The organism is Desulfuromonas svalbardensis (assembly GCF_055389415.1).
On the sequence record NZ_AP042416.1, the window covers coordinates 499701 to 526356 of the forward strand.

Below are 26656 nucleotides of genomic sequence, written 5' to 3' on the forward strand. Positions count from 1 at the left end.
GTTAGTGCTGTGCTTGCATCCGTAAATAGGAACGACCACTGCCATCGGCCTTCTCATTTAACAGCACAATGGCTTCAAAACCATTTTGACCATACACAGAAAAATCGATCATAAATGCTTCGACTGCCGCGAATGGATAGCCTGCACTCAAGCCATTTGCCACACGATCAATTTTCACCAATCGATCCACCCCACTCGGACGACCAACCAACGGCAATCCTTCGCTACGACCACGCACTAATGTAAATACCGATCCTTGTTGCTGAATCAATCTTCGCCCAAGGACCACATCGCGTTCCATAACACGATCACCTGCGGAAAAACCACTGCGATACTCTGGATCTTTCAGCGGAATCGATACCACTGGCCCCTGATAACGACCAAAATCGGTCAACAACGTCGAGCCAGCAATGCGCGTGTTTTTACCCTGAGCCACCAACATCAAGCGATCATCATCATTCCACACCAGAGCGCTGCCGTTGTCAGGCCACTCCAGTTGATTAAATAATAACCGCGTATCAAGGCGTAGCGGTTTTTCACTGACAGTCACCGCGCCACCCGCCAAAGATAAGGCATAAACCTCTGGTGAAAAAGCTGTAAACTCAAGTCGTTTCTGCAAGTAAGCCTGATTGCCAGCCAAGGACACGTAGCCCCCTAGATCATCGCTAAGGGTTTTAAAGCTGCCGTTCGTTGTGGCTAGGATCCAACTATGGATCAATGAATTAGTACCGTCTGAAACACCGCGAATATCTTCAGCCCATACCGCAGCCAATTCCGGGTGACCATCACCATCCATATCACCAATATCAAGACGTAAAGCGCGAGCGGGAGAAACAGGTGTCTCAAATCGCTCCCCCAATTGCAAACTTCTGCCATCACTGTGCATCTGTTGAATCGCATCATCGTACATCACATACAGATCAACGCCACCACTTGTTATAGGCCAAACAACAATCTGCACGGGTGCTCCATCCATCTCAAAAACCGCTTCACTTTGTGGCAGCGCTGGAGCTGGATGCTGAACCGAAAGAGTTGTTGCTGTTGCCGAGATAACGGGTGAAATTGAGCGCTGCGGGGTAGCTAGTATAACCGATTGATCCATCGGTGCAGATTGAACAGCCACTGTTGGAGAAAAAGCGGGAGCAACCACCATCGGAGCTGTTACTTGTTGCTGTATCGTGGTCGATAACACCACTGGTGCTGCTGTAACGTGAATTTTCTCCATAGCCAACAAAGCACCATCTTCTCCGCGTTTCAAAACCAGCATTTCACCGCGACTTGTTTCCCGAACGGAGAAAACGAGCCCAGCCTTTGTCGTCACGCCATCAGGCAAGATCATATAGCCTTGCATCAAAGCTGCCTCAGCAACAGGAGCAAACAACTCGTCCTCAAAAGGATCAACACCCAGCGGCAAAGCAATCTCTTTTGCACCCTGCCATTGCTGTAAACGATTTTCAACTTGCGGCCAGCTGGCCGCACTTACAACCGTAGTCGCACACAACAACACACAAATGATCAACCCTTTTACACTTCGTCGCATTGGTACATCTCCTATGCAAATAAACCAGTCAATATTAAACAAAAACTCCCCAGCAGAATCATATCCTACTGGGGAGTTTTTTATCAGCTATCTAGCCCATTCGGAATTAATATTTCCAGCACAGGCTTAAGCAGTTTGTCATCGCAACATCGTCGCCATATTGATCTTCTATTCCATCACCTGGAACGAAGACACCGAAGATATAATCGATGCTGAAGTTTGGATCAAGCGCGTACTTCAATTGAAAGTCAAAAGTTGTACCAGCATAATCGTCTACATTAGAGCCAGGATCCTTCACGTTTGCAAGGTTGCCTGTTTCATCGTACCAAATAAAGAATACCTGAGTCTTATAACTTAACTTATCAACAACTGAAGAGAGGTCACCCTTAGCACCAATCGCTAACAAAACCTGACCAGGGTTATTACCCTTGCCACCATTACTGATACCGCCATAATTGTCAGCATCTAGACCATCAGCCAGTGGTGAACGCTCAGGAGTGTATGAATAAAGTGTCGCACCGTAACTTTGACCTAAGTCTTCACTAAGGATACCACCGTCCATTCCCATCAATGGAGTGAAACGACCAATATCTGTGATACCAACCCAGCCCTCAACATCATCATCGTTGGCATCGTCATCGCCCTGTGTATAGCGGAAAGCGACATAAGGGGTAAAGGCCTTGCATACGTCCATCTCAACACCTGCGAACATCGCCCATGATGAGATATCTTTACCGTTATCAAACTCACCGTCTGCAGCAATAATCTCAAACGATGGCTTAAATGCCCCCGCTTTTCCTGTCATCTCGAAACCGTAGTAAGCCACTTGGGCTTCGCGAGAGTCGTTGTCACTATAAGCAATGAATGGGCTAAGGTTAAAACCACCCACTTGTTGATTCAATTTCAATGAATACACGCGCCAGTCATTCACTTCGTCACTATCAAATGGCCCAGAGCCTTGGAGGCTCGTCATGTTTTGAATAGGGAGGAAGAGAAGCTCATATTTGGTGTTTTCAGCTAACTGACCACGGAAACCGATGAAGGGGTGATCATCACCATACAGTAAACCACCAGACTTAATATCTAATGCGCGAATATCCCAACCTGTTTGCAATTCAAATGCAGGATTAAATTTGTAGAGCAACTCTACGCGCTCAATGCCAAACTCACCACCAGTGTTAGGATTACCGTCCTTTGTTGCATTAGCGTAAAATGAACGATCAGCTGTATCTTTTTGCATGATTACATCCGCTTCAGCAATCATCTTAACAGACCATTTATCGCCTGCGGCCTTCCAGCCTAAGCGTAATTCTGAACGCATATGGGCGCCCTTAACTAAACCACCTTCGTTCACGACAAACTTATCGTTAGCGTCATCATTGAAATCAAAATTTGAGTAATATGTTGGCTTTACTTTTGCTGTACCAAAAAATTCAATCGCCGCCCAACTCGGGGCTGCAAGAGATACTGCAACGAGCACAGCGATCAACATCAATAATCTTTTCATCACTTTCCTCCATAAATAGAAATGCAAGACGAATTATACGTGGCAGGTATAATTAAAGGGTGAAACTAACAGTCCCCTAACCTGACCGTCAAGATAAATAAAACAGAGTTATAGGATGTTTACTCTGACTAAACGAAATAGATACTACGACGAAATTTTCAATCTAAACCATCCAGCACATATTCTAAATTGACAAATTATACCTGAGAGGATTAGTCTTCAATGCGTGAAAACCTATATTTGATATACTGAATAACTAAAATAAATTTACCAAGGAGATGATCAAACATGGCAAACGACAGCTGTAGCGGATGTTCTAAAAGTGACAATTGTTCCGACAATGAGAAACAAGCATGCGATAAAGAGAAAGCACAAGAACGCTTGGCTAATAATTTAGCGGCGATCAAACATAAGATTCTCGTTATGTCAGGTAAGGGTGGCGTTGGTAAAAGCTCAACGGCAGCAAACCTTGCCGTTTCACTTGCCAGCCAAGGGGCTAAAGTTGGATTAATGGATATTGACCTTCATGGTCCTTCCATCCCAACCTTGCTCGGCATGGAAGGACAACGACCAGAAACCAACGAAAATGGGATGCTTCCCATTGAGCGTGGCAACCTAAAAGTGATGTCAATCGGCTTTTTAATTGAATCAAATGACGATGCGTTGATTTGGCGTGGCCCTGCAAAAGCGGGTGTTATTCAACAGTTTATCAAAGATGTTGAATGGGGTGAGCTTGATTACCTCGTTGTCGATTGCCCCCCAGGTACTGGCGATGAGCCTCTCACTATTGTCCAACTTCTCGGCAAAGGCTCAGGCGCGGTTCTCGTGACCACGCCACAAAAAGTGGCTCTTGTTGATGTACGAAAATCGGTAACCTTCTGTAAAAAAATGGATCTTCCCGTTCTCGGCATTATCGAGAACATGAGTGGCTTTGTTTGCCCTAACTGTAATGTAGTCACCAACATTTTCAAAACGGGTGGTGGACGTCTGATGGCAGCAGATATGACGGTACCGTTTTTAGGTCAAATCCCTATGGATCCACGAATGGTTGATGCAGGCGACACAGGGAAGCCTGTTGTTGAATCCTGCCCTGACTCCCCAACCGCTCAGGCTCTACAAGAGATTGCTCAGGAACTGACTCTGCGCTGTATCAATCCTGGCGGCGGCACGGCTGACCTACGGGACTAAAATTACGAAACCGGTTCAAAATATATCACCATCAAAAAGGGATCAGAGTCGATGACTTTGATCCCTTTTTATTCCTTCCATCACCGACATCACTCTTTGTCATCGATTTTTTCACTTTGACTGAATCCAATAATTAGCGCATTATTCCAACCGTCCCAACCCTGCCATTTACAACCTGTTGATTTTTGGTATTTTGTTAGGAATAGTCTAATTTTTTACGAGTTTTACTTGACTCTTGATAATTCAGGGGCTATGAAGTGAATCTTCAATAACAATAAAAATTTTAACCATGTTTTTAGGGAGGTTATTGTAACAGCTCTAAAAACAATACAGCTCAACATTCTATTTTGTACCCTGTGGTACATTGCTATCGTCTTTTATTTTCAGGAAAGAGAGTCACCATGAGCCAGTCAAACAAACCTTGCGGTAATTACCTGGAACAACACGGTATTACCAACGTCAAAAGCATCAGTCGCAACCTATGCACCCCAGCACTTTATGAAGAGATTATTCGTCGCGGTGAGGGTCACCTCTCTCATCAAGGACCAATCGTCGTCTCAAATAGCCAATATACTGGACGTTCACCCAACGACCGCTTCATTGTAAAAGCTGGCGAGAGTGCTGATAAAATTTGGTGGGGCACTGTCAATAAGCCTTTCGACGCTGACAAGTTTGATTCCCTATACAACCGCATGATGGCTTATCTGCAAAATCGTGATCTGTTTGTTCAGGATTGCTTTGCCGGGGCAGACGCAGAATTTCGTCTGCCTATCCGCGTGATTACTACCCAAGCATGGCAAAGTCTGTTTGCTCGCAACATGCTGATTAAAGCGACAGAGGCTGAGCTTGAAAACTTTGCTCCAGGCTTTACGGTTATTGCAGCACCCGACTTCAAAGCGATCCCTGAACTCGACGGTACAAACTCTGAAGCGGGCATCATCATCAATTTTGACCGTAAAATTGTTTTAATTGCTGCAGCAGCATATAGTGGCGAAATCAAAAAAGGTGTATTCTCTGTTCTGAACTATCTCCTCCCTCAAAGAGGTGTTCTGCCTATGCACTGTAGCGCCAACGTTGGACCTGGTGGTGATAGCGCAGTATTCTTTGGTCTTTCGGGCACAGGCAAAACAACCCTTTCTGCCGATGCAAGCCGCCAGTTAATCGGTGACGATGAGCACGGTTGGTCAGACAAAGGGGTGTTTAACTTTGAAGGCGGTTGCTACGCAAAAGTGATCAACCTCAGTCCTGAAGCTGAGCCTGAGATTTTCAAGTGCACACGCAGCTTCGGTACCGTCTTGGAGAATGTTGGCCTTGATGCCACCACCCGCTTTGTAGATCTCGATGATGCGAGCATCACTGAGAACACTCGTGCGGCGTATCCCATCAAGCAGATCCCTAACATTGTTCCTGAATCGATGGGTGGCAACCCAAAGAACATCATCATGCTTACGGCTGATGCCTTTGGTGTTATGCCTCCAATTTCAAAATTAACACCTGAGCAGGCGATGTATCATTTCATCTCTGGTTACACAGCAAAACTAGCTGGTACTGAGAAAGGTGTTACAGAGCCTCAAACAACCTTCTCAGCGTGCTTCGGTTCACCATTCATGCCTTTGCATCCTTCTGAGTACGGCAACATGTTAAAAGAGAAAATTCGCAAACACGAAGTTTCCTGCTGGTTGGTTAACACAGGTTGGAGTGGTGGCCCATACGGCATCGGCTCACGGATGAAGATCAAGTACACCCGTGCGATGCTGAACGCAGCTCTTGAAGGAAAATTGGACAATGTTGACTATCAGCAAGATCCAATCTTTGGACTTCATATTCCACAGACCTGCCCTAACGTACCGGATGAAATTCTTAACCCACGTAATACATGGGAAGACAAAGACGCATATGATGCCAAAGCAATCCATCTTGCTAAAGCATTCCACGCCAACTTTGAGAAATTTGCTGATGGTGTTACCGACGAAGTTAAAAACGCCGGCCCACTAGCTAAGTAAGCTAGATAGCTTCAACAAAAAAAGCGGTTATCCTTTACAGGATAACCGCTTTTTTTATCTGTTTTTTTCAACAAAAACCTTAAACAGTAATTCCCGCCAACCGTTTCAACGCAGCGATCTCCTCTGGCCACAACAGCGGATCCGTTGTTTCTAGAATCAACGGAATATTATCAAAGCGACTATCGCCCATAATGTACTCAAAACAGCTCCAACCAATCTCACCAGCACCCAACGGTGCATGACGGTCAACTTTGCTCGCATGGGGGGTTTTACTGTCGTTGAGATGCATCCCTTTTAGATAGTTAAAGCCTACAATCTCCCCAAAGGCTTTAAACGTCGCCTCACACGCCTCAGTAGTCCGCAAATCATAACCTGAAACAAAGGTGTGGCAGGTATCCAAACACACACCGACACGCTCTTTGTCATCGACCTGCGCAATAATCTCTGCTAACTGTTCAAAACGATAACCGAGATTACTACCCTGACCAGCAGTATTTTCAATCACCGCCACAACCCCCGCCGTTTGCGCGAAAGCGATATTTAACGATTCTGCAATACGACTTATGCACTCTGACTCTTCAATCTGTTTAAGGTGACTACCAGGATGAAAATTGAGTCGAGTTAGGCCCAATTGCTGACAACGTTGCAGCTCATCAACAAAAGCAACGCGCGATTTTTCCAGCTTTTCAGCCTCAGGATGACCTAAATTAATCAAATAACTATCGTGAGGTAAAATTTGATCCATGGCAAAACCATGATGAAGACACCGTTCCTTAAACGCTTCAATCACCTTATCGGTCAACGCAGAGGCATTCCAGCGCTTCTGATTTTTGGTAAACAATGCAAAAGCTGTTGCACCAATCTCGGCTGCATTACCTGGGGCATTATCGACCCCTCCTGCTGCACTAACATGCGCTCCAATATATTTCATTCTCATCATCCTTTTTTGAGTTTTATTTTCGACTGTTTACATCTGACCAACATACTACCGCACAACAGACAAAACTGGCAAACCCTTCATTTTCAGTTGAAGATTCACAAATAACACCATATTCAAAATCAATGCACAGAACTTAAAAATGAACAAAAACATGCAAATATCTGTAATTGCAAGCAAAATACAATTTATCCACTTTACATTGTGTAACCGCGGCACAATACGTTACCGTTGTACTCTCATCACTACTTAGGAGTACAAAATGGAAGGCTTTCAGTTTACAACACCCTACCAAGTTCGAATAAGCGACATCAATTACGGTAACCATGTTGCCAATTCTGCGGTACTAAACTTTTTCCAAGATGCTCGTATCCGCTACCTTAAACATCTAGGAAATTTCAGTGAACTCGATATTGGTGGTTGTGGCATTATTCTTCCTGAAGCAAACGTAAAGTATCGTGCCGAAATGTTTTTCGCTGACGAGTTGGTAATTGGGGTACGGATAACTGAAATAGGACGTTCCTCAGTGACAATGAACTACCGCATTGAGCGAAAGGGGGAATTAACCGCTGAAGGGACAACGGTCCTCATCGCCTTTGATTACACTGCGCGTAAAGCCCGTCGACTGCCACAACCATTTAAACAGGCGATTAACGACCTTGAAGGGTTAGAATGATACGGTCTCTGCTGGACATTTAGCCGCAGTTTGCATAAAGTTATCGCCATGAAATCCGTCGAACCCAACAAGTGCCTCAGCCAACTCGGTGAATTTGGCCTCATAGATCGAATTCGCAACCAAGTTGCTCACAGTAGCAGTGTTGCTGTAGGCATTGGAGATGATTGCTCCGCGACCATTATGCCAGTGGGGGAACTACTACTTACCAGCAAAGATCTGCTGATCGAAGATGTCCATTTTCGCCGAGATTGGACAGATATGTATCACCTCGGTCGGAAAAGTGCTGCCGTCAATTTGAGTGATATTGCCGCTATGGGTGGCAAGGCTACTCACCTTTATTTAGGTGTTGGCCTACCGAAAACTCTTACTGAAACCGAAATCGATCAGTTTACCTCAGGGTTTCTTGATGAAGCGAACGCAGCCGGGGCAACACTTTGCGGCGGTGACACCTGTCGCAGCAATGGCAGCTTGTTAATCTCTGTTACCGTTCAGGGTTCTATTTTACCCGAACATCTGCTATGTCGAGATGGTGCCAAACAGGGCGACCTCATCTATGTTTCTGGAACCATTGGCGATAGCGCCATCGCCCTCGCTCAACTTCAGCGCGGTGACACTCCATCGGCCTACCTAGCCCAACGTCATCATAGCCCAACTCCGCGCCTAGAGCTTGGCCACGCCATTGCCAAAAACAAGCTAGCAACGGCAATGATTGATGTATCAGACGGAGTTTTTTCCGACCTTGGCCACATCCTTGAACACTCTCAACTGGGCGCACAATTGATTCAAAATCAATTTCCCCTTTCCGATGCAGCACGGCAGCACCTTAAAGATAATCCACAAGACGCTGAGATTTCCCAACGCGGCGGTGAGGATTATGAACTCCTTTTCTGTGCTCCAGCGATAAACAATGATAAGATCAATCGGCTTGCCACTGAACTCGGAGTACCGTTGACCCAAATCGGCTCTTGCGTCCCTGCTAGTCACGGTTTGACACTGGTCGATCTAGCAGGTCAGCAACGGCCCATTCAGTCAACAGGCTTTAACCATTTTCGTTAATCGCTCTCCGGTAACAACCGGTTTCAACCTTCCCGAAAGGAATTGTGCATGCGCACTGTTATTTTTTTAATTTTACTTTGCATCACCAGTCCAGCATGGGCTCAGACCACCAGCCCTGGCCCTGAACAACTACTCGAACGCTTCCAACAACGCTTTAACGCAAGTGCTGGCGAGCAAAGCATACAAACAGTTGAGGCCGATTTTTATCAAAAGGCCCGCATTGCTAGCCTTAATCGTACCCAAACAGCACGTGGCACGATGGCAATGAAGTTTATCTGTGCGGATGATGCGCAACGTACCGACACCCTCTTCCACTGGCGCTATACCGTACCAAACCAGCAACAAGTGGTGTCCGACGGCGAAAACTTGTGGGTGTATCTACCCGATAATAATCAGGTGATGGTCTCAGAAGTGAACGATGAAAGCTATTACAGTGAAGACCCCTTACTGTTTTTACGCAATTTAGGTCAGCTCTCGCAGCACTTCTCTGTTGTATGGGGAGTTCCTCAACGCAATGATGATGAAGACTTTTTACTGCAACTTACCCCGAAAGAGTCCTCGGTCTACATCAAAACTCTGATGCTCGCAGTACCAAAGTGGCTGGCAGACACGCAACCCCAAGCGGGCTTTCCATTACACATGGCCAGCGTTCTCGATCCCACCGGGAACACCACTGAGATCGAGTTCCGTGCGATAAAAATTAATCAAACAGCCGAAACGGAATCATTTACCTTCGTTATCCCTGAAGGGGTTGATACCGTACGGCCATCTGATTTAACCGTTGATTTTAAATAATCTATCTATCCTTCATGGAGGAGTTTCATGCCAAGTTTTGACATTGTTTCTAAAGTAGATCTACAAGAAGTTGATAATGCTGTGAACCAAACCTGTAAAGAGGTTGATCAGCGCTACGACTTTAAGGGTACTCACAACGAGGTCACCCTTAACAAGGATAGCATCACCATTTTGGCTGCCGATGATTATAAGCTGCAAGCGATTGTCGATATTCTCAAAGCCAAACTAACCCGCCGTAACGTATCGGCCAAGTGTCTCGACTTCGGTAAAGTGGAAAATGCATCCGGCGTCGCGGTTCGTCAACACATCGACTTAGTTCAAGGGATCTCAAAAGAGAAAGCCAAAGAGATCATCAAAAAAATTAAAGAGACAAAACTCAAAGTCCAACCACAAATTACTGACGATGAAGTGCGCGTTTCTGCCAAAAAAATTGACGACTTGCAAGAAGTGATGCAGATGCTCAAAGGGACCGACCTTGAAGTTGACCTCCAATTTACGAACATGCGCTCATAGTCATGGAGAACTCGTTTGAATAAAGAAAATGTGTGTTTAATCAGCTTAGGCTGCCCGAAAAACCTTGTTGATTCGGAAGTGATTCTCGGCCACCTTACCAGTGATCGCTTCAACATCACTAACGATGAAGCACAGGCGGATATCCTCATCATCAATACCTGTTCTTTTATCCGCGATGCTCAGGAAGAATCCGTCGATACCATCCTTGAAGCAACGCAGCTTAAGGATGACGGCTCGTGCAAGCTGTTGATTGTTTGCGGATGTTTACCACAGCGCTACAAAGCGGATCTCGCTAAAGAACTTCCCGAAGTGGATATCTTCATGGGAACGGGTGATGCGGTGCGGATTGTCGAACTGATCGATGAATATCGCGCCTCGAAGCAGCAACTCCAGGCGGTGAGCGCGCCAACTGCGCTACACGACCACACCACGCCGCGCGTAAAAGCCTCACCATTCTACACCTCGTACGTCAAAATTGCCGAGGGCTGTTCCAATTGCTGCTCCTACTGCATCATTCCTCAATTACGCGGACCACTGCGTTCACGTAGTATCGCTTCGGTTGTCACCGAAGTGGAAGCCAGTGTTCAGGCAGGGGTAAAAGAGATCAATCTCATCGCGCAGGATATTACCGCCTTTGGTCATGATTTGAAGGATGGTTCAACGCTGGAAAAACTCCTACGTGAGTTAGTGAAGATTGCTGATTTAAAGTGGATTCGGCTGCTGTATGCCTACCCAGATGGGGTAACGGATGAATTGATCGATCTGATCGCCAGCGAAGAGAAGATTTGTAACTATCTCGATCTGCCGTTACAACACATTGACGACGCTATTTTAACAAAGATGAATCGGCGCATTGATGAAGAGCAATTGCGTGCACTCATTCAACGCATTCGCCAACGGGTACCCAACATCACCCTGCGCACCTCGTTTATCGTCGGCTTTCCTGGTGAAACAGAGGCCCAGTTTGAAAAACTTCTCGGATTTGTCAATGAGGGGAATTTTGACCGCGTTGGTGCGTTCTGTTACTCGCAAGAGGATGGTACTTCGGCAGCCAAAATGGATAATCAAATTGATGAAGAGCTAAAAGAGCAGCGCCAAAAACAGATTATGACCGCTCAAAGTACGATTTCGCTCAACAAACATCACGCCTTGCTCGGTCAACAGATTGATGTGTTAGTAGATGGGTTTAGTGAAGAGACTGACTTGCTCCTGCAAGGACGCAGTCGCGGACAGGCTCCCGATGTCGATGGCATCGTCTACATCACAGCAGGGCAACCCAACATCGGTGACATCGTTGCCGTAACAGTAACAGACACCACCGAGTATGACCTCATTGGTGAGATGGTCGGTGAAGGGGAGTAATTCACTCCCCGACACATTCTCTTATCAGTCCTGTAAAGGAATCACCAGTACCGGTCGCACCGATTTGCGCAGTAAGCGCTTGGCCATAGTGCCGAGAAACGCATGCTTGACCCGCCCTTTGCTATGACTGCCGATGACAATCAGATCGACATCAAGACGTTCGGCAACATCCAGCACGACAGAGGCCGGGTTGCCATGATGAACTTCAATGTCGTGGATCAGTTCTAACAACTCAGGATTATTGAGTAACTCGGCTTTTGCAAACTCATGAACCGACACCCGAACCTGATCACGAATATCTTCCTTATGCTGCAACTCATAGTCGGCGAGTTTATTCTCCCCCATTACCGTTGCCACATAGTTAAGCACCGCAGGTTCAACATCGGGTAATACATGAAGTAGATGCACTTTAGCATTGTGACAGCGGCCAATGGCTAGCGCGTGGCGTAGCGCATAAGCAGAATTTTCCGATAGATCGATGGCAAGTAAAATAGTCTTATACTCTGGCAACATAACAACCTCCTACGCTAGTGCGACCGGTGTTGAACCACCACGCATTTTTTGCAAAAAATAGATTCCAGCCCATAGAGCCACGCCAAGCAGATACGCAAGGTAATGGTTCTCAATGCCAACCACTCGGGCAAAAAAGTCCGGACGGAACATCATCGCCGAAACCAGCAAGAGTAACAGAGTATCGTACCAACTGTTCTTCCGGATAAACCACCCTTGCGTTGCGGCTGCAAAGGCAAAAGTGCCAACACAGGTCATAATAAAGATATAGACCGCCAGGAACGGATTACTGATTCCAAGCAATAAAATATCGGTATTAAAGATAAACATAAACGGCAAGATGGCCGTACGAATATCATACATAAAGCCTTGAAGGCCGGTCTTGATCGGGTCGGCACCACCAATCGCCGCAGCGGCATAGGCTGCCAAACCAACGGGTGGCGTATCATCAGCTAAAATACCGAAATAAAAGACAAACAGGTGAGCGGCAATCAACGGTACGGCAAATCCTTGCATGTCAGCTAGAGCTACCAAAGCAGGTGCCGTGAGTGATGCCATGACGATGTAGTTCGCCGTTGTTGGAAGACCCATCCCCAAAATCAAACTAGCGATAGCGGTGATCACCAGCATAAGCACCAGATTCCCACCACTGAGCAGATCGATAATATCAGTCACCAATCCGCCGAGGCCCATCGTGACAACACCGACAATGATCCCTGCCGCGGCAGTCGCTACCGCGACACTAACCATATTACGCCCGCCAGCAATCAAGCCATCCACCACTTCACCACAACCCAATCTTAATGCCGCCAGTTTCGACAGCCCATCGCGCCATGCTGGAATCAGCCGTTGCAATATCATCAACACCACCAACACCCCAATCGCGCGGAAGGCGGCTAAATCGGGCGAGTGACGAGGAATAATGAGTTCGTAAAGTAGAACGAAAATCGGGATAAGGAAGTGTAAGCCACCCATAAAGGTGGAAACAAATTGAGGAAGGTCGGCTTTAGCTAACCCCTTCATCCCCAGTTTGCACGCTTCGAGGTGGGTCAGATAAAACAGTGCCGCGTAGGAGGCGAAAGCTGGAACCGTTGCGGCTTTGACCACATCGAGATAAGGAACATTGACATATTCGGCAATAATGAATGCTGCCGCTCCCATGATCGGTGGCATCAGTTGACCATTGGTACTTGCTGCGACCTCAACGGCCGCCGCCTTATGAGCGGGATAGCCCACCTTTTTCATCAGCGGAATGGTAAATGTTCCCGTGGTCACCACGTTGGCAATACTTGAACCAGATACCAAACCAGACAATCCACTCGACAACACCGCCGCTTTAGCTGGGCCGCCTTTGTAGCGGCCAAGCAAACTCATGGCAACATCGATAAAAAACTTACCTGCTCCGGCCTTGTCGAGCATGGCGCCAAACAACACAAACAAGAAGACAATACGCGCTGATACATCGAGAGGAATTCCATAAATCCCCTCGGTCGACAAAGTAATTTGGCTCAGATAACGGGGAATGCTCACCCCTTTGAAGGCGAGGAAATCTGGCATATAGCGGCCAAAGAAAGCATAGGCGGTAAAGATCGAGGCGATGATTGGTAGTGCAGGGCCAATTACCCGCCGCGCTGCTTCGAGCAGTATCACCACCAAGGTAATGCCAACAACAATATCCATATCGCTGGCGCGACCGATACGATTGGCAATCCCCTCATAATCAACAGCTAGATACAATGCAGCAGCGGAGGCGACACCTGCCAAAACAAAATCAGGCCATGGTATTCCATGTTTTTCACCCAACCAACGCAAGCCCGGAATGTGAATATCGCGCTTGAACATGGGGTAGGACAAAAACACAATGAGCAATGCAAAGGTCAGGTGAATAGCACGAATATAGGTTGAATCGACCAACAACCAGCTCGATAACGATAATTGAAACAGTGACCAGATGAGAGCGATCGACGGAACGAGGAACTTTTGCCATCCCTGGAGGTAGCGAATACCGAGTTCTTCCTCCTCTTGAATCCGCTTTGCGGCGGCAATCCCATCATCTTGCTCTGGCATTGTTCGTTCACTCTTTTCGTCGTGTTGATTATCAGCTATTTTCATCAGACCTCCTGACCGTAGTGCAGTTACGTTGGCAGCACAATTCACCGAGGTGGAGAATAACCTCCCCACCTCGGCAAAAGCGGTTTACTTCATCAAACCCACTTCGCGATAATATTTCAACGCACCAGGGTGTAGCGGAGCACTCAGACCTTGAAGCATGTTCTCTTTGGTCAATATTGCCAAGGCAGGGTGAAGAGTTTTCAGTACCTCAAGGTTTTCAAACACCTCTTTGGTAATGGTATAGATCACATCTTCAGGAACATCGGCTGAACTACAGATTGTTGCTTTAACGCCAAAGCTAGGAACTGGCTCGCTGTTCGCAACGCCGGCATAGGGTGCAACAGGGATGTTGGCCGCAGCATAATAAGGTTGCTCAGCAACCAGTTTGTCGATAAGAGCTTGCTCAACAGGGACAAACGCCACCTTACGCGCACCAGCAACTGCTTCTTTGATTGAGCCATTTGGGTGGCCTACTGTGTAGAAGAACGCATCGATACGGCCATCCTGTAACATCTTGGCAGACTCTGCTGGTTTAATCCCTTCGGTTTGCAGATCCGTCTTCGGATCAAGACCTGCCGCAGTGATCAAATCCAAGGCGTTAACCCGTTGTCCCGTACCCGGAGCTCCGATATTGATAATTTTACCTTTGAAATCAGCGATACCGTTGATTTGACTATCAACAGCTGCAATGATGGTGACAATTTCAGGATGGATTGAAAATACCGCGCGAAGTTTTTCCTGAGGCTCTCCCTCCCAAGCGCCAATCCCTTTCATTGCCTGATATTGTAGATCAGACTGAACGACACCCATCTCTAGGTCGCCATTCATCAGGGCATTGACATTAAACACCGAACCACCCGTGGACTCGACAGTCATACGCAAGTTATATTCTTTACGTTTTTTATTCACCAGCTTGCTGATCGCGCCACCGGTTGGATAATACACTCCAGTGACACCACCCGTACCAATGGTGACGTAACGAACGGCAAATGCTGGTGCTGCAATCAAAGTAAAAACGGCCATGACGGCAAAAAATAGTGCTGTTTTCTTCATACTGTATTCCTCCATATGGTGATTTCAATCTATCAGGATGTTGATCACATCCCCCCCTTGGCGACACATTATAGTGTTGCACATTAATACTAATTAGCAAGGGGAGTGCCAAGTCTACGCGATTCATATAACATGCTGTATTTAAAGAACAAATGGAGAGAAAGACCGAGGGACACCATACGAGGAAACTATAATAAAAGTTATAGTCTTGGTTCTGAAAATCAATAACTTACTGGAACTACAGGGTTTAACAGGATCTATAACCTTAGCTATTCACTATAACTATAGTTATAATATTTGAATGATTAAGATGAGGGATTAATTGGGGAATTTTTTAACCGCTTACTTAGTGCGGGTTGTGAAATACCAAGCAAACGTGCGGCAACACTTTGGTTGCCCTGTGAACGCTGCATCGCTTCAGCGACCAACAGAGAGCCAACCTCGTTCAGTGTCGGTAATTGATCTAACATACCGAACAACCGTGCGGCCAACATCTCATCCAATTCACCGCGCCCAGCGGGCACATCGGCGTTGACACCCAACGCTTTTTGAAAAGGCCGTAACGATAGTGTTTCGCCGCGACTGACACTCAACGCATCGTAAATAATCATCTTCAATTCACGTACATTGCCCGGAAAATCATAACTAGAGAGTAAACCAAGGAGACCATCGGGGATCAACGGTACGTCAACATCTAACTCTTTAGCTGCCATTTCGAGAAAATAGCCAAACAACAGTGAGATATCGCCACGTCGTTTCCGCAGTGGAATAATCTCAACATGGTGGGTGCGCAAACGGTAATAAAGGTCCTTACGGAAACGGCCATCATTTTGCCGAGCAATCAGGTCTTGATGGGTGGCAACAATAACCCGCGCCTTTATTTGACAGGACTGATCACTGCCTAAGGGATAATATTCCCCACTCTGAAGCAAACGGAGTAGCTTTACCTGTGAGGCAAGACTTAAGTCACCGATCTCATCGAGAAACAGGGTGCCACCAGCTGCTTTTTCGATCATGCCAGGTCGCGCCGTATCTGCCCCAGTAAACGCACCGCGCACATGACCGAACAGGGTGTCAGAAAACACATTATCGTCTAGCCCTGCTACGTTAACGGCGACTAGCATGCCACTGCGACCACTGATCTGGTGGAGTGCGCCAGCAATCAGCTCTTTACCGACACCGCTCTCACCACTAATAAGGATTGGCCGCCGCGTTGCCGCCACCGATTCCACATACTGGAAGATCGCTTTCATACTGCTATCCTGAGTCAGAATAGAGCTAAACGCCTCGGGGTAACGTAACTGTTGATGCAACAAACCGCGACTTAAAGCCTGATTTTCACGCTCCAACTCCACCACTCGCACAGCGCGGTGAACACAGTCGAGTAACTGCTCCTCATCAACACTCTTGACGAGATAGTCAAATGCGCCAATCTTTAAACACCGCACCGCCGTTTCGATCTGGTTCATGCCACTCACCACCACCACCGTCACCTGGGGATGATTGGCAACGATCTCTTCAAGTAACGACTCGCCGCTAACATGAGGCATGGTCAAGTCGAGCAATACAAGCCCAATGTCTTCACGCGCCAAAACATCCAAAACCTGTCGGCTATCGCTACACATGAGTTGATTGTTATAGCCGCCAGGGCCCTCTAAGGTGATACTCAGGCTCCTAAGCCACGAGCGCTCATCATCCACCAGTAAAATTTTAAACTCAGGACACAAACTCTCATTCATTGATCACCCCCTCCTCGGGCAGCAAAAGGGTGACACATAACCCCTCACCAACCGTACTGTCAAACTCTAATCGGCCACCATGATTTTCGACAATACCGGCCGACACCGATAGCCCCAAACCCGTGCCACCTTTTTCACGTTTGGTAGTGAAAAACGGATCAATCATGAACGGCAACTGACTCTCCTCGACACCGCAGCCCTCATCTCGCACCTCAATCACCACCGAACGGCCCTCCGCTTCATAGCGGGTAGAGAGCCAAATCCCTTGTTCGGGACCATCAAGAGCCTGACACGCATTGAGCAACAAATTAATGACAACCTGCTCTAAACGCTGGGCGCGACCATAAACCATCGGCAAGGATGAAGCGAGTTGGAGATGAAAATGGCGGGTCATTTTTTTAATCTGATTATCCAACAACCGGCTCGCTGTTTCCACCACAGCATTGACATCAACGCTCTCGGTCACCGGCTCATCATCGCGGCGGGCAAAATCTTTTAAGTCTTCGACAATACTTTTTATGCTCCGACTACAATCCTGCATCTCGGACAGTAATTCGGGAATTTCATCGCGCATGCGAGAATAATTCAGCCAACCCAGTTTAAAATCGCCATGTTGATCATAGTGTTGTTCCAAAATAGGCAAGGAATCAGACCAAGCACGGCTGATCAGTGGCAAGTTTAGAGTGATCAGACCATTGGGATTATTAATCTCATGGGCAACGCCTGAAACAAGAATTCCCAGTGAGGTCATCTTGTCGGCTTGCAATAACTGCTTTTGGCGTAACTGTAATTCCTCAACCGCGCGCTTACGCTCTTTAACTTCCTGCGATAACTGCGCTGTACGTTCATCAACCTTGATCTTCAGAGTTCGCGACCACAATACGGTTGCGGCTAGAATCATCAACAACGGAACGACCACTAACGCACTATATTCAAGCACCCGTTGCCACGACAAACGGGGCGGCTCCAATACTCCGAGCCATTTGTTATAGATCTGCTGATAGCGTCCCGACTCTTTGAGAATCACCAGACCATTACTAAACCGTTCCACGAGTGCATGGTTACCTTTACGTACTGCATAGCTATAGGGCTGCTCCACCAATGACTTGGCAATAGGTTGAATGTTCGTCAACCCACCTTCACGTTTCAAATACTCACCCGGTAGTTTTGAAACTAACGCACAATGATGCTTCCCCGAGGCAAGGAGTTGTAACGCATCCCTCAAAGAGTTGGTGGCGATCAACGTCACTTTTGGCATCTGAGAGACCATAAACTCGTGCATCACACTGTCGCGCATCACGATCACCTCTTTATCATGGAGATCCTGCAATGTTTTAATCGGCGAGCCAGTTCGGGTCCAGATAGACTGATAGATGGTACTGTGTGGTGGTGTAAAATCAAGCTCTTCAAGTCGCTCTTCGATATAGGCGACCCCTTGAAGAATATCCACCTCACCCTCTTTAAGTGAGCGGCGCATCTCGTGCCAATCACCGAGGCGAATTTCCACCTGAAAACCCATCACTTCGGCAATGGCGTAGGTCAAATCAACAATAAAACCGGTCGGCAAACCGTCGTCATCAACAAATTCATAAGGAGGGTAAGCATGATCGCCACCAACAATTACGACAGGAGAAGTGATCGCTGGCGAGGCTAATTGAGGTTGAGCAAAACAAGAGTGTGGGATGATGAGCCACAAAAAGGGCAGGAGTAAATATAGTGCGAGACTTAATCGTGATTTGAGAATTGCAGAATCAACTTTTCGCAAAACAGGTCACCCCACTAAGCGACAGCACCACTGAAGGAAACAGATGGTACCTCGGCGGGCTTATTATTAGCCGAAGGAGAAAACGATCCAGTTGAAATAGAATTCTCAACAATCTGGGATCCTGCCGCAGCCGTCTCAGCCATCAACTCAGCCTGAGCCGTTGCTTTCATTTGCGCAGCACTAGCAGCGATATTACGATCTTGTGATGAGGGCTGGGCTGGAGCTAATGCAGCCGAGCGAATTACATCGGCTTTTTTCATTGTTGCAGCAGGGTCGCCCGCTACTTCACCGACATCAATATTCACTTCACCCGCGACGGCGTAACGTTTCCCATCTGGCCCTGTTTCATATGATAGGCTTGGTGCTCCCGCATACTGGCCACCCACCGCAGCATGTGCGGCTTCGTGAACCTGAACCTCTTGATCACGCTGAGAGAGTTCAACTACTTTCTGCTGTGCCTCAGGAGATAAACGAACTGAATCAGGTTGACTGCTGCTTGGTTGTCCAGAACCTTGACCTTGGTCCTCATCAGCGACATTGGTCTGTTGTTGATATGCACTCACAGCACGATTTGGTGTAACAGGTTGATCCGTAGGAGTTTCTGACACATCACTTTCAGCCTGTTGCTTTGCTTCAGCATTGGTCGCTTTGGCCGGATCGCTTGAAACCTCATAGGCTTGACGGGCAGCAGGACTTAACCGAACCTGATCAACCGTCTCGCGCTTAGCCTGCGAAGAAACTCCTTCAGCAGCAGCCGACCCAGAAGTTGTGCCATCAACAATCCCATTTTGAGCTTGTTTTTGATACCGCTGAACCGACTCTGACGGAAGCAATAGTGCTGTATTTAATTGTTGGGAGCTGATATCCATGTTGATATCTCCTCGTCTACAAGCCTATTTAGCGACCATAACGACGTAATCCAGTGAAAACAAATCGTGTTTCAATAATTTTATTCTACCAGTTAATTAGAGAGTTAGCTAGTCCAGTCATCATTTTACCCGCCGCCACAACAAGTTCTATCTATCACTGAATTTTGTTCCTGTTGTTACAACTACTTAGTCTCATCATCTAGCGGTCTGATACAAACACCGCAGTCATCAAGAATCAGTCGTTTCATAATATCGCGCCAACTCACAATCCCTACAGGACAACCAAAACTATCGATAACGGGAATGCAAGAGACTGTATTCGCATTAAAAAGTGATACAGCACTAACAACCGTCGCACCCAACTCCAAACATATGAGTTTACGCGACATGACTTGATGAACCTTCTTCTTCAAACCATCTCGATCACTCACCTTTTCAGCAGCAGTACCAAGGGTTGGGCTTAACGCTTTTAAAAGGTCGCGGTCTGAGATCACCCCCCGCAAGCGATCGTCCTCAACAACGAGCAAGTGATGAAACCCTGCATGATCGAACAACTCTTTTACAACCGACAGAGAATCATCTAATTCAACGGTCACCAATCTGGTACTCATTATTTGTTCTATTTTCACACTATCCCCTCCCTCACAGCATCGCTTTATCCTCTACTGAGTGTACAACGACGCAACAGTCGTCCCCTTGAGTGAATTAATTATACACAAAAGCCATCTTCTGATCTTTCCAAAAGATGGCCTTTATTTTACATTTTTAAAATAACCTACTTAATCTTCCACACTGTACCCGCAGCCCCATCAAGGAGCAACACCCCTTTTTCAGCTAACTCGTCACGAATCTCATCGGAACGAGTAAAGTCTTTATCTTGACGGGCTTGCAAACGCTCAGCAATCGCTGCGTCAACCTGCGCGACCTCCATTCCAAGCTCAGCCAAACCAGCAAGGTTTTGCTGTTCTAGCCACTGTTTTGGCTCTGAACCAAACATCCCGATGACACCACCTAATTTGAGGAAAGTGTGATACAACGCGCGAACCGATGCAACAAGATCCGCTTTTTTGCGGAACTTTTTGGTCGCCATCAAGCGGTTCATGGTGCGAATACCTTCGAACAGGTGACCGATGGCCAAAGCGGTATTGAAGTCATCATCCATCGCTTCGCGAAATTTTTGCTCTAACTCGTCACCATCTGTTGCCGTAGTGCCTTCATCGACCGTGCATTCGGCCAATACTTCCGCAGCAGCTTGCAACCCTTCATAAAAACGGGTCAATCCTAAGCGTGACTCTTTGAGATTCTGGTCTGAAAAGTCGATGGGCGAACGATAGTGCGCCGAAAGGATGAAAAAACGGACGATTTCAGCATCGTATGTTTCTAAGATGTCGCGGATGGTGAAAAAGTTACCCAGCGACTTACTCATCTTCTCTTTGTTGACGTTGACAAAACCATTGTGTAACCAATATTTGACAAATGGCTTACCTGTTGCCGCCTCACTTTGAGCGATCTCATTTTCATGATGAGGAAAAACGAGGTCTTTACCGCCGCCGTGAATATCAAATGATTCCCCGAGGTACTCCATCCCCATCGCTGAACATTCGATATGCCACCCCGGACGGCCCTTACCCCAAGGAGATTCCCAAGATGGCTCATCAGGTTTAGCGGCTTTCCATAGAGCAAAATCCATCGGATTACGTTTTTTATCACCAACGGCAATTCGAGCTCCAGCTTGCATATCATCAAGATTACGCTTACTCAGTTTGAGATACTCATCGAAATTATCAACGGCAAAATAGACATCACCATCACTAGCGTAGGCTTTATCTTTGGCAATTAGGCGCTCAACGAGTGCGATAATATGTGAAATATGCTCGGTGGCTTTCGGCTCTACAGTTGGTTTTTTAAGACCGAGGCGACCCATATCTTCGTCAAACGCACGAATAAACTCTTCAGACAAGGCTTGACTGGTGATTCCGCGCTCGTTAGCCCGATTGATAATCTTATCGTCAACATCGGTATAATTACGCACATAGGTCACTTCGTAATCACTAAACTGGAGATAACGGTAGATAATATCGAAAACAATGTTCGCGCGCGCATGGCCAATATGACAGTAATCATAAACAGTGACACCACAAACATACATGCCAACTTTGCCGGGCTCTAGTGTTTCAAACGGCTCTTTTTGCCCTTTTAGGGTATTATATACGCGCAAGCTCATGTTGACCTCTTTCCTAAATTAATCTCAATTTTATAGTTTCAATATGTTCAAATTTAAATCAACTCAAAGTACTCACACCAATGTTTCAAGCTCCAGATGGTGAGTGCTGCAAGTTAAGCGAAAGCGTTGGAAGCAATCTCCATCTGGGTCTTGAATTACCACCCGCCGACAGATCACCAACACTCACAAGGAACAGATGAACCCTACTTCGCTTTTTGCCAAGCATCACGTAACGTCACCGTGCGGTTAAACACCAGCGCATCAGGTTTGGATTCGCTATCCGCGCAAAAGTATCCCAACCGTTCGAACTGATATGGCACGCCAATTTCAGCGTTTGCCAAACTTGGTTCAGCGTAACAGCAGGGGATGATATCCATTGAATCGGGGTTCATCTCATCGATAAAATCGACGCCCTCTTTGCTCGCCCCAGGACTTTCGACATTGAACAAGCGATCATACTGACGTACTTCAACTTTTAACGCGTGAGATTGTGACACCCAGTGAACAATCCCCTTAACCTTGCGTCCTTCGGGGGCTGCGCCTAATGTTGCAGTATCATGAGTACAATGCAGTTCAATAATTTTACCCTGTTCATCACAAATGAAATCATTACATTTTATGACATAACTGTTGCGCAAACGCACTTCGCGGCCAGGACCGAGACGGAAGAACTTCTTCGGTGGATCTTCCATGAAGTCATTACGCTCAATATACAGTTCGCGACTAAACGGAATTTGACGGCGACCCATTTCCGGCTGTTGCGGATGAACGGGAGCATCAAGTATTTGCTCTTGGCCTTCGGGGTAATCGGTAATGACAACTTTAATTGGATCAACAACACACATAGCCCGTGGAGCCGTTTCGTTAAGTTGTTCGCGGACACAATCTTCCAAAACACTCATGTCGATCCAACTATCGCTTTTGCCAACGCCAATGCGTTCGCAAAAGGTTCGGATCGCCCGTGCAGGAAAACCACGGCGGCGCATACCGACAAGTGTTGGCATACGAGGATCATCCCAGCCCGAAACGAGCTTTTGCGCGACCAATTGTTGCAATTTACGCTTGCTCATCACCGTGTAGCCGAGGTTGAGGCGGGCAAATTCATATTGGCGTGGGGCAAATATACCCAATTGCTCAATAAACCAATCGTATAATGGCCGATGATCAGCAAATTCAAGGGTGCAAATTGAGTGGGTAACCTGCTCAATCGAATCAGATTGGCCGTGAGCAAAGTCATACATGGGGTAGATACACCACTCATTGCCAGTGCGATGATGATGCGCATGCAAAATACGGTACATAGCTGGATCACGAAGGTTCATGTTCGGCGCGGCCATGTCGATCTTAGCGCGCAAAACTTTTTCTCCATCACCAAATTCACCGTTGCGCATCCGCGAAAACAGGTCAAGATTTTCCTCAACACTGCGCTCACGACAGGGGCTGTTGGTGCCAGCCTGAGTCAACGTGCCGCGCATTTTACGCATCTCTTCACCACTTAGATCATCCACATACGCCTTGCCAGCACCAATAAGTTGGGTGGCAAATTGATACAACTGCTCAAAATAGCTTGAAGTGAAATACTCGTTTTCACCCCAATCAAAACCTAACCAACTGACATCGGTTTTAATGGCATCGATAAATTCGGTCTCTTCTTTAACAGGATTGGTGTCATCAAAGCGGAGATGACACACGCCCCCCTGCTCTTCTGCAACACCAAAATTTAGACAGATCGACTTCGCATGACCAATATGGAGATAACCATTAGGCTCCGGTGGAAAACGGGTAACTAAACGACCATCATTTTTATTATTTTTAAGATCTTCGGCAACAATGTTGCGAATAAAGTCTTTTGTTTGCGGCTCAGTACTCATAGCTGTGCAACAACCTTTCGTTCAGATTCAACTGTTTGTGAGACAAGAATAACCACGGCATGGGCCGAGATCCCCTCCCGCCTTCCTTCAAAACCAAGCTGCTCAGTGGTGGTCGCCTTCACGTTAATCTGCGATGGTGACACATTGCAACAGCAAGAAATATTTTCAACCATCTTTGCCAAATGGGGTGCTAACTTTGGTTGCTGGGCGATCAATGTCGTATCAAGGTTGCCCACAGTCCACCCCGACTCAGCGGCAAGTTCAACCACTCTTTTTAACAGTTTCAGACTCGAAATTCCCTTAAATTGTGCATCATTATCGGGAAAATGTTGACCGATATCACCTGCGCCCAAAGCACCTAAAATAGCATCACAAATGGCATGGAGTAAAACATCCGCATCGGAATGTCCCAGCAAACCCAAGGAATGCGGGATTTCAACACCACCGAGAATCAATTTCCTCTCGCCGACCAAACAATGAACATCGTAGCCGTGGCCAATTCTCATCGCAACCATTAATCTCTCTCCATCTTCGATTGGCGGCAGTACTCTTACGAACGAACCTGAACCACCGCTAAAAAAGCCTCTGCAATATGCAGATCCTCGGGGGTGGTAATTTTTATATTTCGATAACTGCCCTCAACCATCGTTACCGTCTTTCCCTGCCATTCCAACAACGAGGCATCATCCGTACCACAGTAACCTTGCTGCTGAGCTTCATGGTGCGCCGCAAAGATCAATTGATAACGAAATGCTTGGGGCGTTTGCGCAGCCCATAATTCTTCCCGAGGTGGTGTCTCAACGATACAACCCTGCTGAACACGCTTAATGGTATCTTTCACAGGAACCCCAACAACACAGGAGCCAGAGCGCTCGACTTCATCAAGAACAACATCAAGATGCGCGCTATCATAGAGCGGGCGAACCCCATCGTGGATAATTATCGTATCGCCAAACGAACCGCCACAAGCGACAACGCCATTGCGAACAGAATCTTGCCGCTGAGCGCCGCCAATAATAATATCACGTACTTTTTTAAAATTGTATGGTTCGATGCAATCGCGTTGACAAAAATCACGCTGATTTTCGGGAGCAATAATGTAGATATGGTCAACACGAGGATGAGAATCAAACAGGGCGACAGTGTGGGCTAAGATGGGCCGACCATCGAGACTTAAATATTGCTTGCTAACAGTCCCACCCATACGGCGGCCGAGACCTGCTGCTGGAATCAGTACAATAACACTCATAACATATTCACATAGGGTGCTAAGAGGTCTCGAGCAAAAACAAAAAAGACCAGGTCTATGACAACCTGGTCCTCTTTACACTCAAAAAACCTGCCTTATCAACGATTAAAAACTTTATCAACCCGTAGGCCAATCTGGTCTTCTTCAACATCTTCAGCAAAAGCCATCTCTTTAACGACTAAGCGCCGCGCAAGTTCCATCACTTTTTTTTCACCATACGACAGCTCTTTGCCAACACTAATTATATACAACTCACGCAATACCGCTGCAACACAGAGCAGATCACCTGATTTAATTTTTTCAGTATAGTCGCGCTGACGACGACTCCATGAGGAGATATTGCCGATCGGTGCTTCTTTATCTTCCAAGACATCGTAAACCTCTTGGATCTGTTCCTTAGCAACCAAACAACGCATACCAACTTGGGCCACATTTTTCGTTGGTACCATGATGATCATATCACTGTCACAAATACGCATGACGTAAAAATCGTGCTTTTCTCCTGAAAACTCTTTGGTCTCGATTGCTTCTATAATTCCTACGCCTTGAGCTGGGTAGACAGCTTTATCACCAATGCTAAACAACATGAGACACCCCGTAAGTTATGACACCGTCGCAATAAACCTTAAGCAGGCATCCGAATACCTTAGCTTTGCGACAGTCTCTAACTGTACTACAATCACCCTCCTACGTCAAGGCAACGGCCAAAACCCTTCCATTTAATACTGGATTCAAGGTAACTGCTATGTTAGCCTGACAAAATTTGCTACGGAGCTGCCAACCTTGAATGTGATTTTCGCCCTAACCTTATCTCTCTCTTTACTCTTCCTAAGCCCTGCCACACCGAGCTTTGCCCTTAGTGAAGGGTCTCGCCATTCTGAGTTAAGCTTTGCAGATTCACTGTATCAGGAGAGCGATTATTATCGCGCGGTAACCGAGTACAAACGATTCCTGCATTACCAACCGAATCATCCCGAAGCAGCCCGTGCCCAACTAAATATGGCGCGTTGCTTTCTTCATGGCGAGCAATGGGACAGTGGCGAGAAAGCATTAACAGCACTCATTCAACTGTATCCACACAGCCCCGAGAGTGATTACGCTGCGGTGCTTTATGCTGAAACGGCCTACAAACAGCACAATTTCAGCCGCACCCTTGAACGCCTCAGTGAGCTCAATACCAGCCAGAAGTCACCACAACTCTTAAACCATCAAACCGATTTACGTCTGTGGTCACTTGCCTCTCTGGGTGAATACGATCAACTGATCAATGATGAACAGCAACTTTCAGATCATTCATTGCTCAATAATGATGATTTTTTACAACTAAGCAAACTGCCGTTAAAGTCACCAAAACTTGCAGGGGGATTATCAGCAATCCTTCCTGGAAGTGGTCAACTTTATGCTGGTCGCTATCGTGAAGCGGGCATGTCGCTACTTCTTAATGCTGCTTTTTTAGGTGGTGGAATACAATCGATCAAAACTGGCAATCATGTTGTCGGTGGAATTTTGCTCTTTTTTGAGGCGGGTTGGTACGGTGGTAATATTTATAATGCCATGAACAGTGTTCATAAATACAATCGCGATCTGCAACAATCAGCTCTTTCACGGCTGATTGAGCAATGTAACTTTTCTCTACTACTTGATGACAAGACCACTGGCTTTCAAATGACAGGCCATTTCTAACTAA

The 26656-nt window shown here is 46.7% G+C and carries 23 protein-coding genes; 8 read left to right on the plus strand and 15 right to left on the minus strand.

The window, feature by feature from the left end; genetic code table 11:
• Position 1: 1 nt before the first annotated feature.
• The gene (locus ACZ5KY_RS02345; protein ID WP_464242302.1) at positions 2-1540 is read right to left on the minus strand and encodes a hypothetical protein; all 1539 of its coding nucleotides are present in this window, start codon (positions 1538-1540) and stop codon (positions 2-4) included.
• 106 nt (positions 1541-1646) lie between these two features.
• Positions 1647-3047, minus strand: a complete 1401-nt coding sequence (locus tag ACZ5KY_RS02350) for a hypothetical protein (protein WP_464242303.1) — start codon at positions 3045-3047, stop codon at positions 1647-1649.
• Between the two features lie 288 nt (positions 3048-3335).
• Here ACZ5KY_RS02350 and ACZ5KY_RS02355 point away from each other — a divergent pair, with 288 nt between their 5' ends.
• Entirely contained in the window at positions 3336-4235 is a 900-nt protein-coding gene (locus ACZ5KY_RS02355; protein ID WP_464242304.1) for an Mrp/NBP35 family ATP-binding protein, read from the plus strand.
• A gap of 401 nt (positions 4236-4636) precedes the next feature.
• Complete coding sequence (locus ACZ5KY_RS02360) at positions 4637-6238, plus strand: phosphoenolpyruvate carboxykinase (RefSeq protein WP_464242305.1); 1602 nt, start codon at positions 4637-4639, stop codon at positions 6236-6238.
• A 79-nt stretch (positions 6239-6317) separates the two neighbouring features.
• On the opposite strand, the gene nfo is transcribed toward ACZ5KY_RS02360, so the two are convergent.
• On the minus strand, positions 6318-7169 hold the full coding sequence (gene nfo, locus ACZ5KY_RS02365) for a deoxyribonuclease IV (RefSeq protein WP_464242306.1): 852 nt from the start codon (positions 7167-7169) through the stop codon (positions 6318-6320).
• Between the two features lie 268 nt (positions 7170-7437).
• Between nfo and ACZ5KY_RS02370 the strand changes: the two genes are divergently transcribed.
• The 5 genes from ACZ5KY_RS02370 to rimO are packed head-to-tail and all read left to right on the plus strand — an operon-like array spanning position 7438 to position 11577.
• On the plus strand, positions 7438-7851 hold the full coding sequence (locus ACZ5KY_RS02370) for an acyl-CoA thioesterase (RefSeq protein WP_464242307.1): 414 nt from the start codon (positions 7438-7440) through the stop codon (positions 7849-7851).
• A gap of 48 nt (positions 7852-7899) precedes the next feature.
• A complete protein-coding gene (gene thiL / locus ACZ5KY_RS02375; protein WP_464242308.1) occupies positions 7900-8907 on the plus strand; it encodes a thiamine-phosphate kinase in 1008 nt (335 codons plus the stop codon).
• Positions 8908-8955: 48 nt separating this feature from the next.
• Positions 8956-9702, plus strand: a complete 747-nt coding sequence (locus ACZ5KY_RS02380) for a LolA family protein (protein ID WP_464242309.1) — start codon at positions 8956-8958, stop codon at positions 9700-9702.
• Positions 9703-9729: 27 nt separating this feature from the next.
• On the plus strand, positions 9730-10215 hold the full coding sequence (locus ACZ5KY_RS02385; protein ID WP_464242310.1) for a YajQ family cyclic di-GMP-binding protein: 486 nt from the start codon (positions 9730-9732) through the stop codon (positions 10213-10215).
• Positions 10216-10230: 15 nt separating this feature from the next.
• Entirely contained in the window at positions 10231-11577 is a 1347-nt protein-coding gene (gene rimO / locus ACZ5KY_RS02390) for a 30S ribosomal protein S12 methylthiotransferase RimO (protein ID WP_464242311.1), read from the plus strand.
• A 24-nt stretch (positions 11578-11601) separates the two neighbouring features.
• Here rimO and ACZ5KY_RS02395 read toward each other — a convergent pair whose 3' ends face one another.
• From ACZ5KY_RS02395 to ACZ5KY_RS02450, 12 genes are all read right to left on the minus strand, one after another.
• Entirely contained in the window at positions 11602-12090 is a 489-nt protein-coding gene (locus ACZ5KY_RS02395) for a universal stress protein (RefSeq protein ID WP_464242312.1), read from the minus strand.
• Positions 12091-12099: 9 nt separating this feature from the next.
• A complete protein-coding gene (locus tag ACZ5KY_RS02400; protein ID WP_464242313.1) occupies positions 12100-14199 on the minus strand; it encodes a TRAP transporter permease in 2100 nt (699 codons plus the stop codon).
• A gap of 84 nt (positions 14200-14283) precedes the next feature.
• On the minus strand, positions 14284-15252 hold the full coding sequence (locus tag ACZ5KY_RS02405) for a TAXI family TRAP transporter solute-binding subunit (protein ID WP_464242314.1): 969 nt from the start codon (positions 15250-15252) through the stop codon (positions 14284-14286).
• A 305-nt stretch (positions 15253-15557) separates the two neighbouring features.
• A complete protein-coding gene (locus tag ACZ5KY_RS02410; protein WP_464242315.1) occupies positions 15558-16991 on the minus strand; it encodes a sigma-54-dependent transcriptional regulator in 1434 nt (477 codons plus the stop codon).
• A complete protein-coding gene (locus ACZ5KY_RS02415; protein ID WP_464242316.1) occupies positions 16984-18756 on the minus strand; it encodes a transporter substrate-binding domain-containing protein in 1773 nt (590 codons plus the stop codon). Before ACZ5KY_RS02415 ends, ACZ5KY_RS02410 begins: the two co-directional genes overlap by 8 nt.
• Positions 18757-18770: 14 nt before the next feature.
• Positions 18771-19625, minus strand: coding sequence for a putative metalloprotease CJM1_0395 family protein (locus tag ACZ5KY_RS02420; protein ID WP_464242317.1), 855 nt, complete (start codon positions 19623-19625; stop codon positions 18771-18773).
• Positions 19626-19807: 182 nt separating this feature from the next.
• The gene (locus ACZ5KY_RS02425; protein ID WP_464242318.1) at positions 19808-20254 is read right to left on the minus strand and encodes a CBS domain-containing protein; all 447 of its coding nucleotides are present in this window, start codon (positions 20252-20254) and stop codon (positions 19808-19810) included.
• A gap of 146 nt (positions 20255-20400) precedes the next feature.
• Positions 20401-21849 carry a cysteine--tRNA ligase gene (cysS, locus tag ACZ5KY_RS02430; RefSeq protein WP_464242319.1) on the minus strand — a complete coding sequence of 483 codons (1449 nt, stop codon included), beginning with the start codon at positions 21847-21849 and terminating at the stop codon, positions 20401-20403.
• 203 nt (positions 21850-22052) lie between these two features.
• Complete coding sequence (locus tag ACZ5KY_RS02435) at positions 22053-23720, minus strand: glutamine--tRNA ligase/YqeY domain fusion protein (protein WP_464242320.1); 1668 nt, start codon at positions 23718-23720, stop codon at positions 22053-22055.
• The gene (ispF, locus tag ACZ5KY_RS02440) at positions 23717-24226 is read right to left on the minus strand and encodes a 2-C-methyl-D-erythritol 2,4-cyclodiphosphate synthase (RefSeq protein WP_464244611.1); all 510 of its coding nucleotides are present in this window, start codon (positions 24224-24226) and stop codon (positions 23717-23719) included. Before ispF ends, ACZ5KY_RS02435 begins: the two co-directional genes overlap by 4 nt.
• 44 nt (positions 24227-24270) lie before the next feature.
• Entirely contained in the window at positions 24271-24969 is a 699-nt protein-coding gene (gene ispD, locus ACZ5KY_RS02445) for a 2-C-methyl-D-erythritol 4-phosphate cytidylyltransferase (RefSeq protein WP_464242321.1), read from the minus strand.
• Between the two features lie 98 nt (positions 24970-25067).
• Positions 25068-25556 carry a CarD family transcriptional regulator gene (locus ACZ5KY_RS02450; protein ID WP_464242322.1) on the minus strand — a complete coding sequence of 163 codons (489 nt, stop codon included), beginning with the start codon at positions 25554-25556 and terminating at the stop codon, positions 25068-25070.
• A 202-nt stretch (positions 25557-25758) separates the two neighbouring features.
• On the opposite strand from ACZ5KY_RS02450, the gene ACZ5KY_RS02455 reads away from it, so the two are divergent.
• Positions 25759-26652, plus strand: coding sequence for a tetratricopeptide repeat protein (locus ACZ5KY_RS02455; RefSeq protein WP_464244612.1), 894 nt, complete (start codon positions 25759-25761; stop codon positions 26650-26652).
• Positions 26653-26656 lie beyond the last annotated feature (4 nt).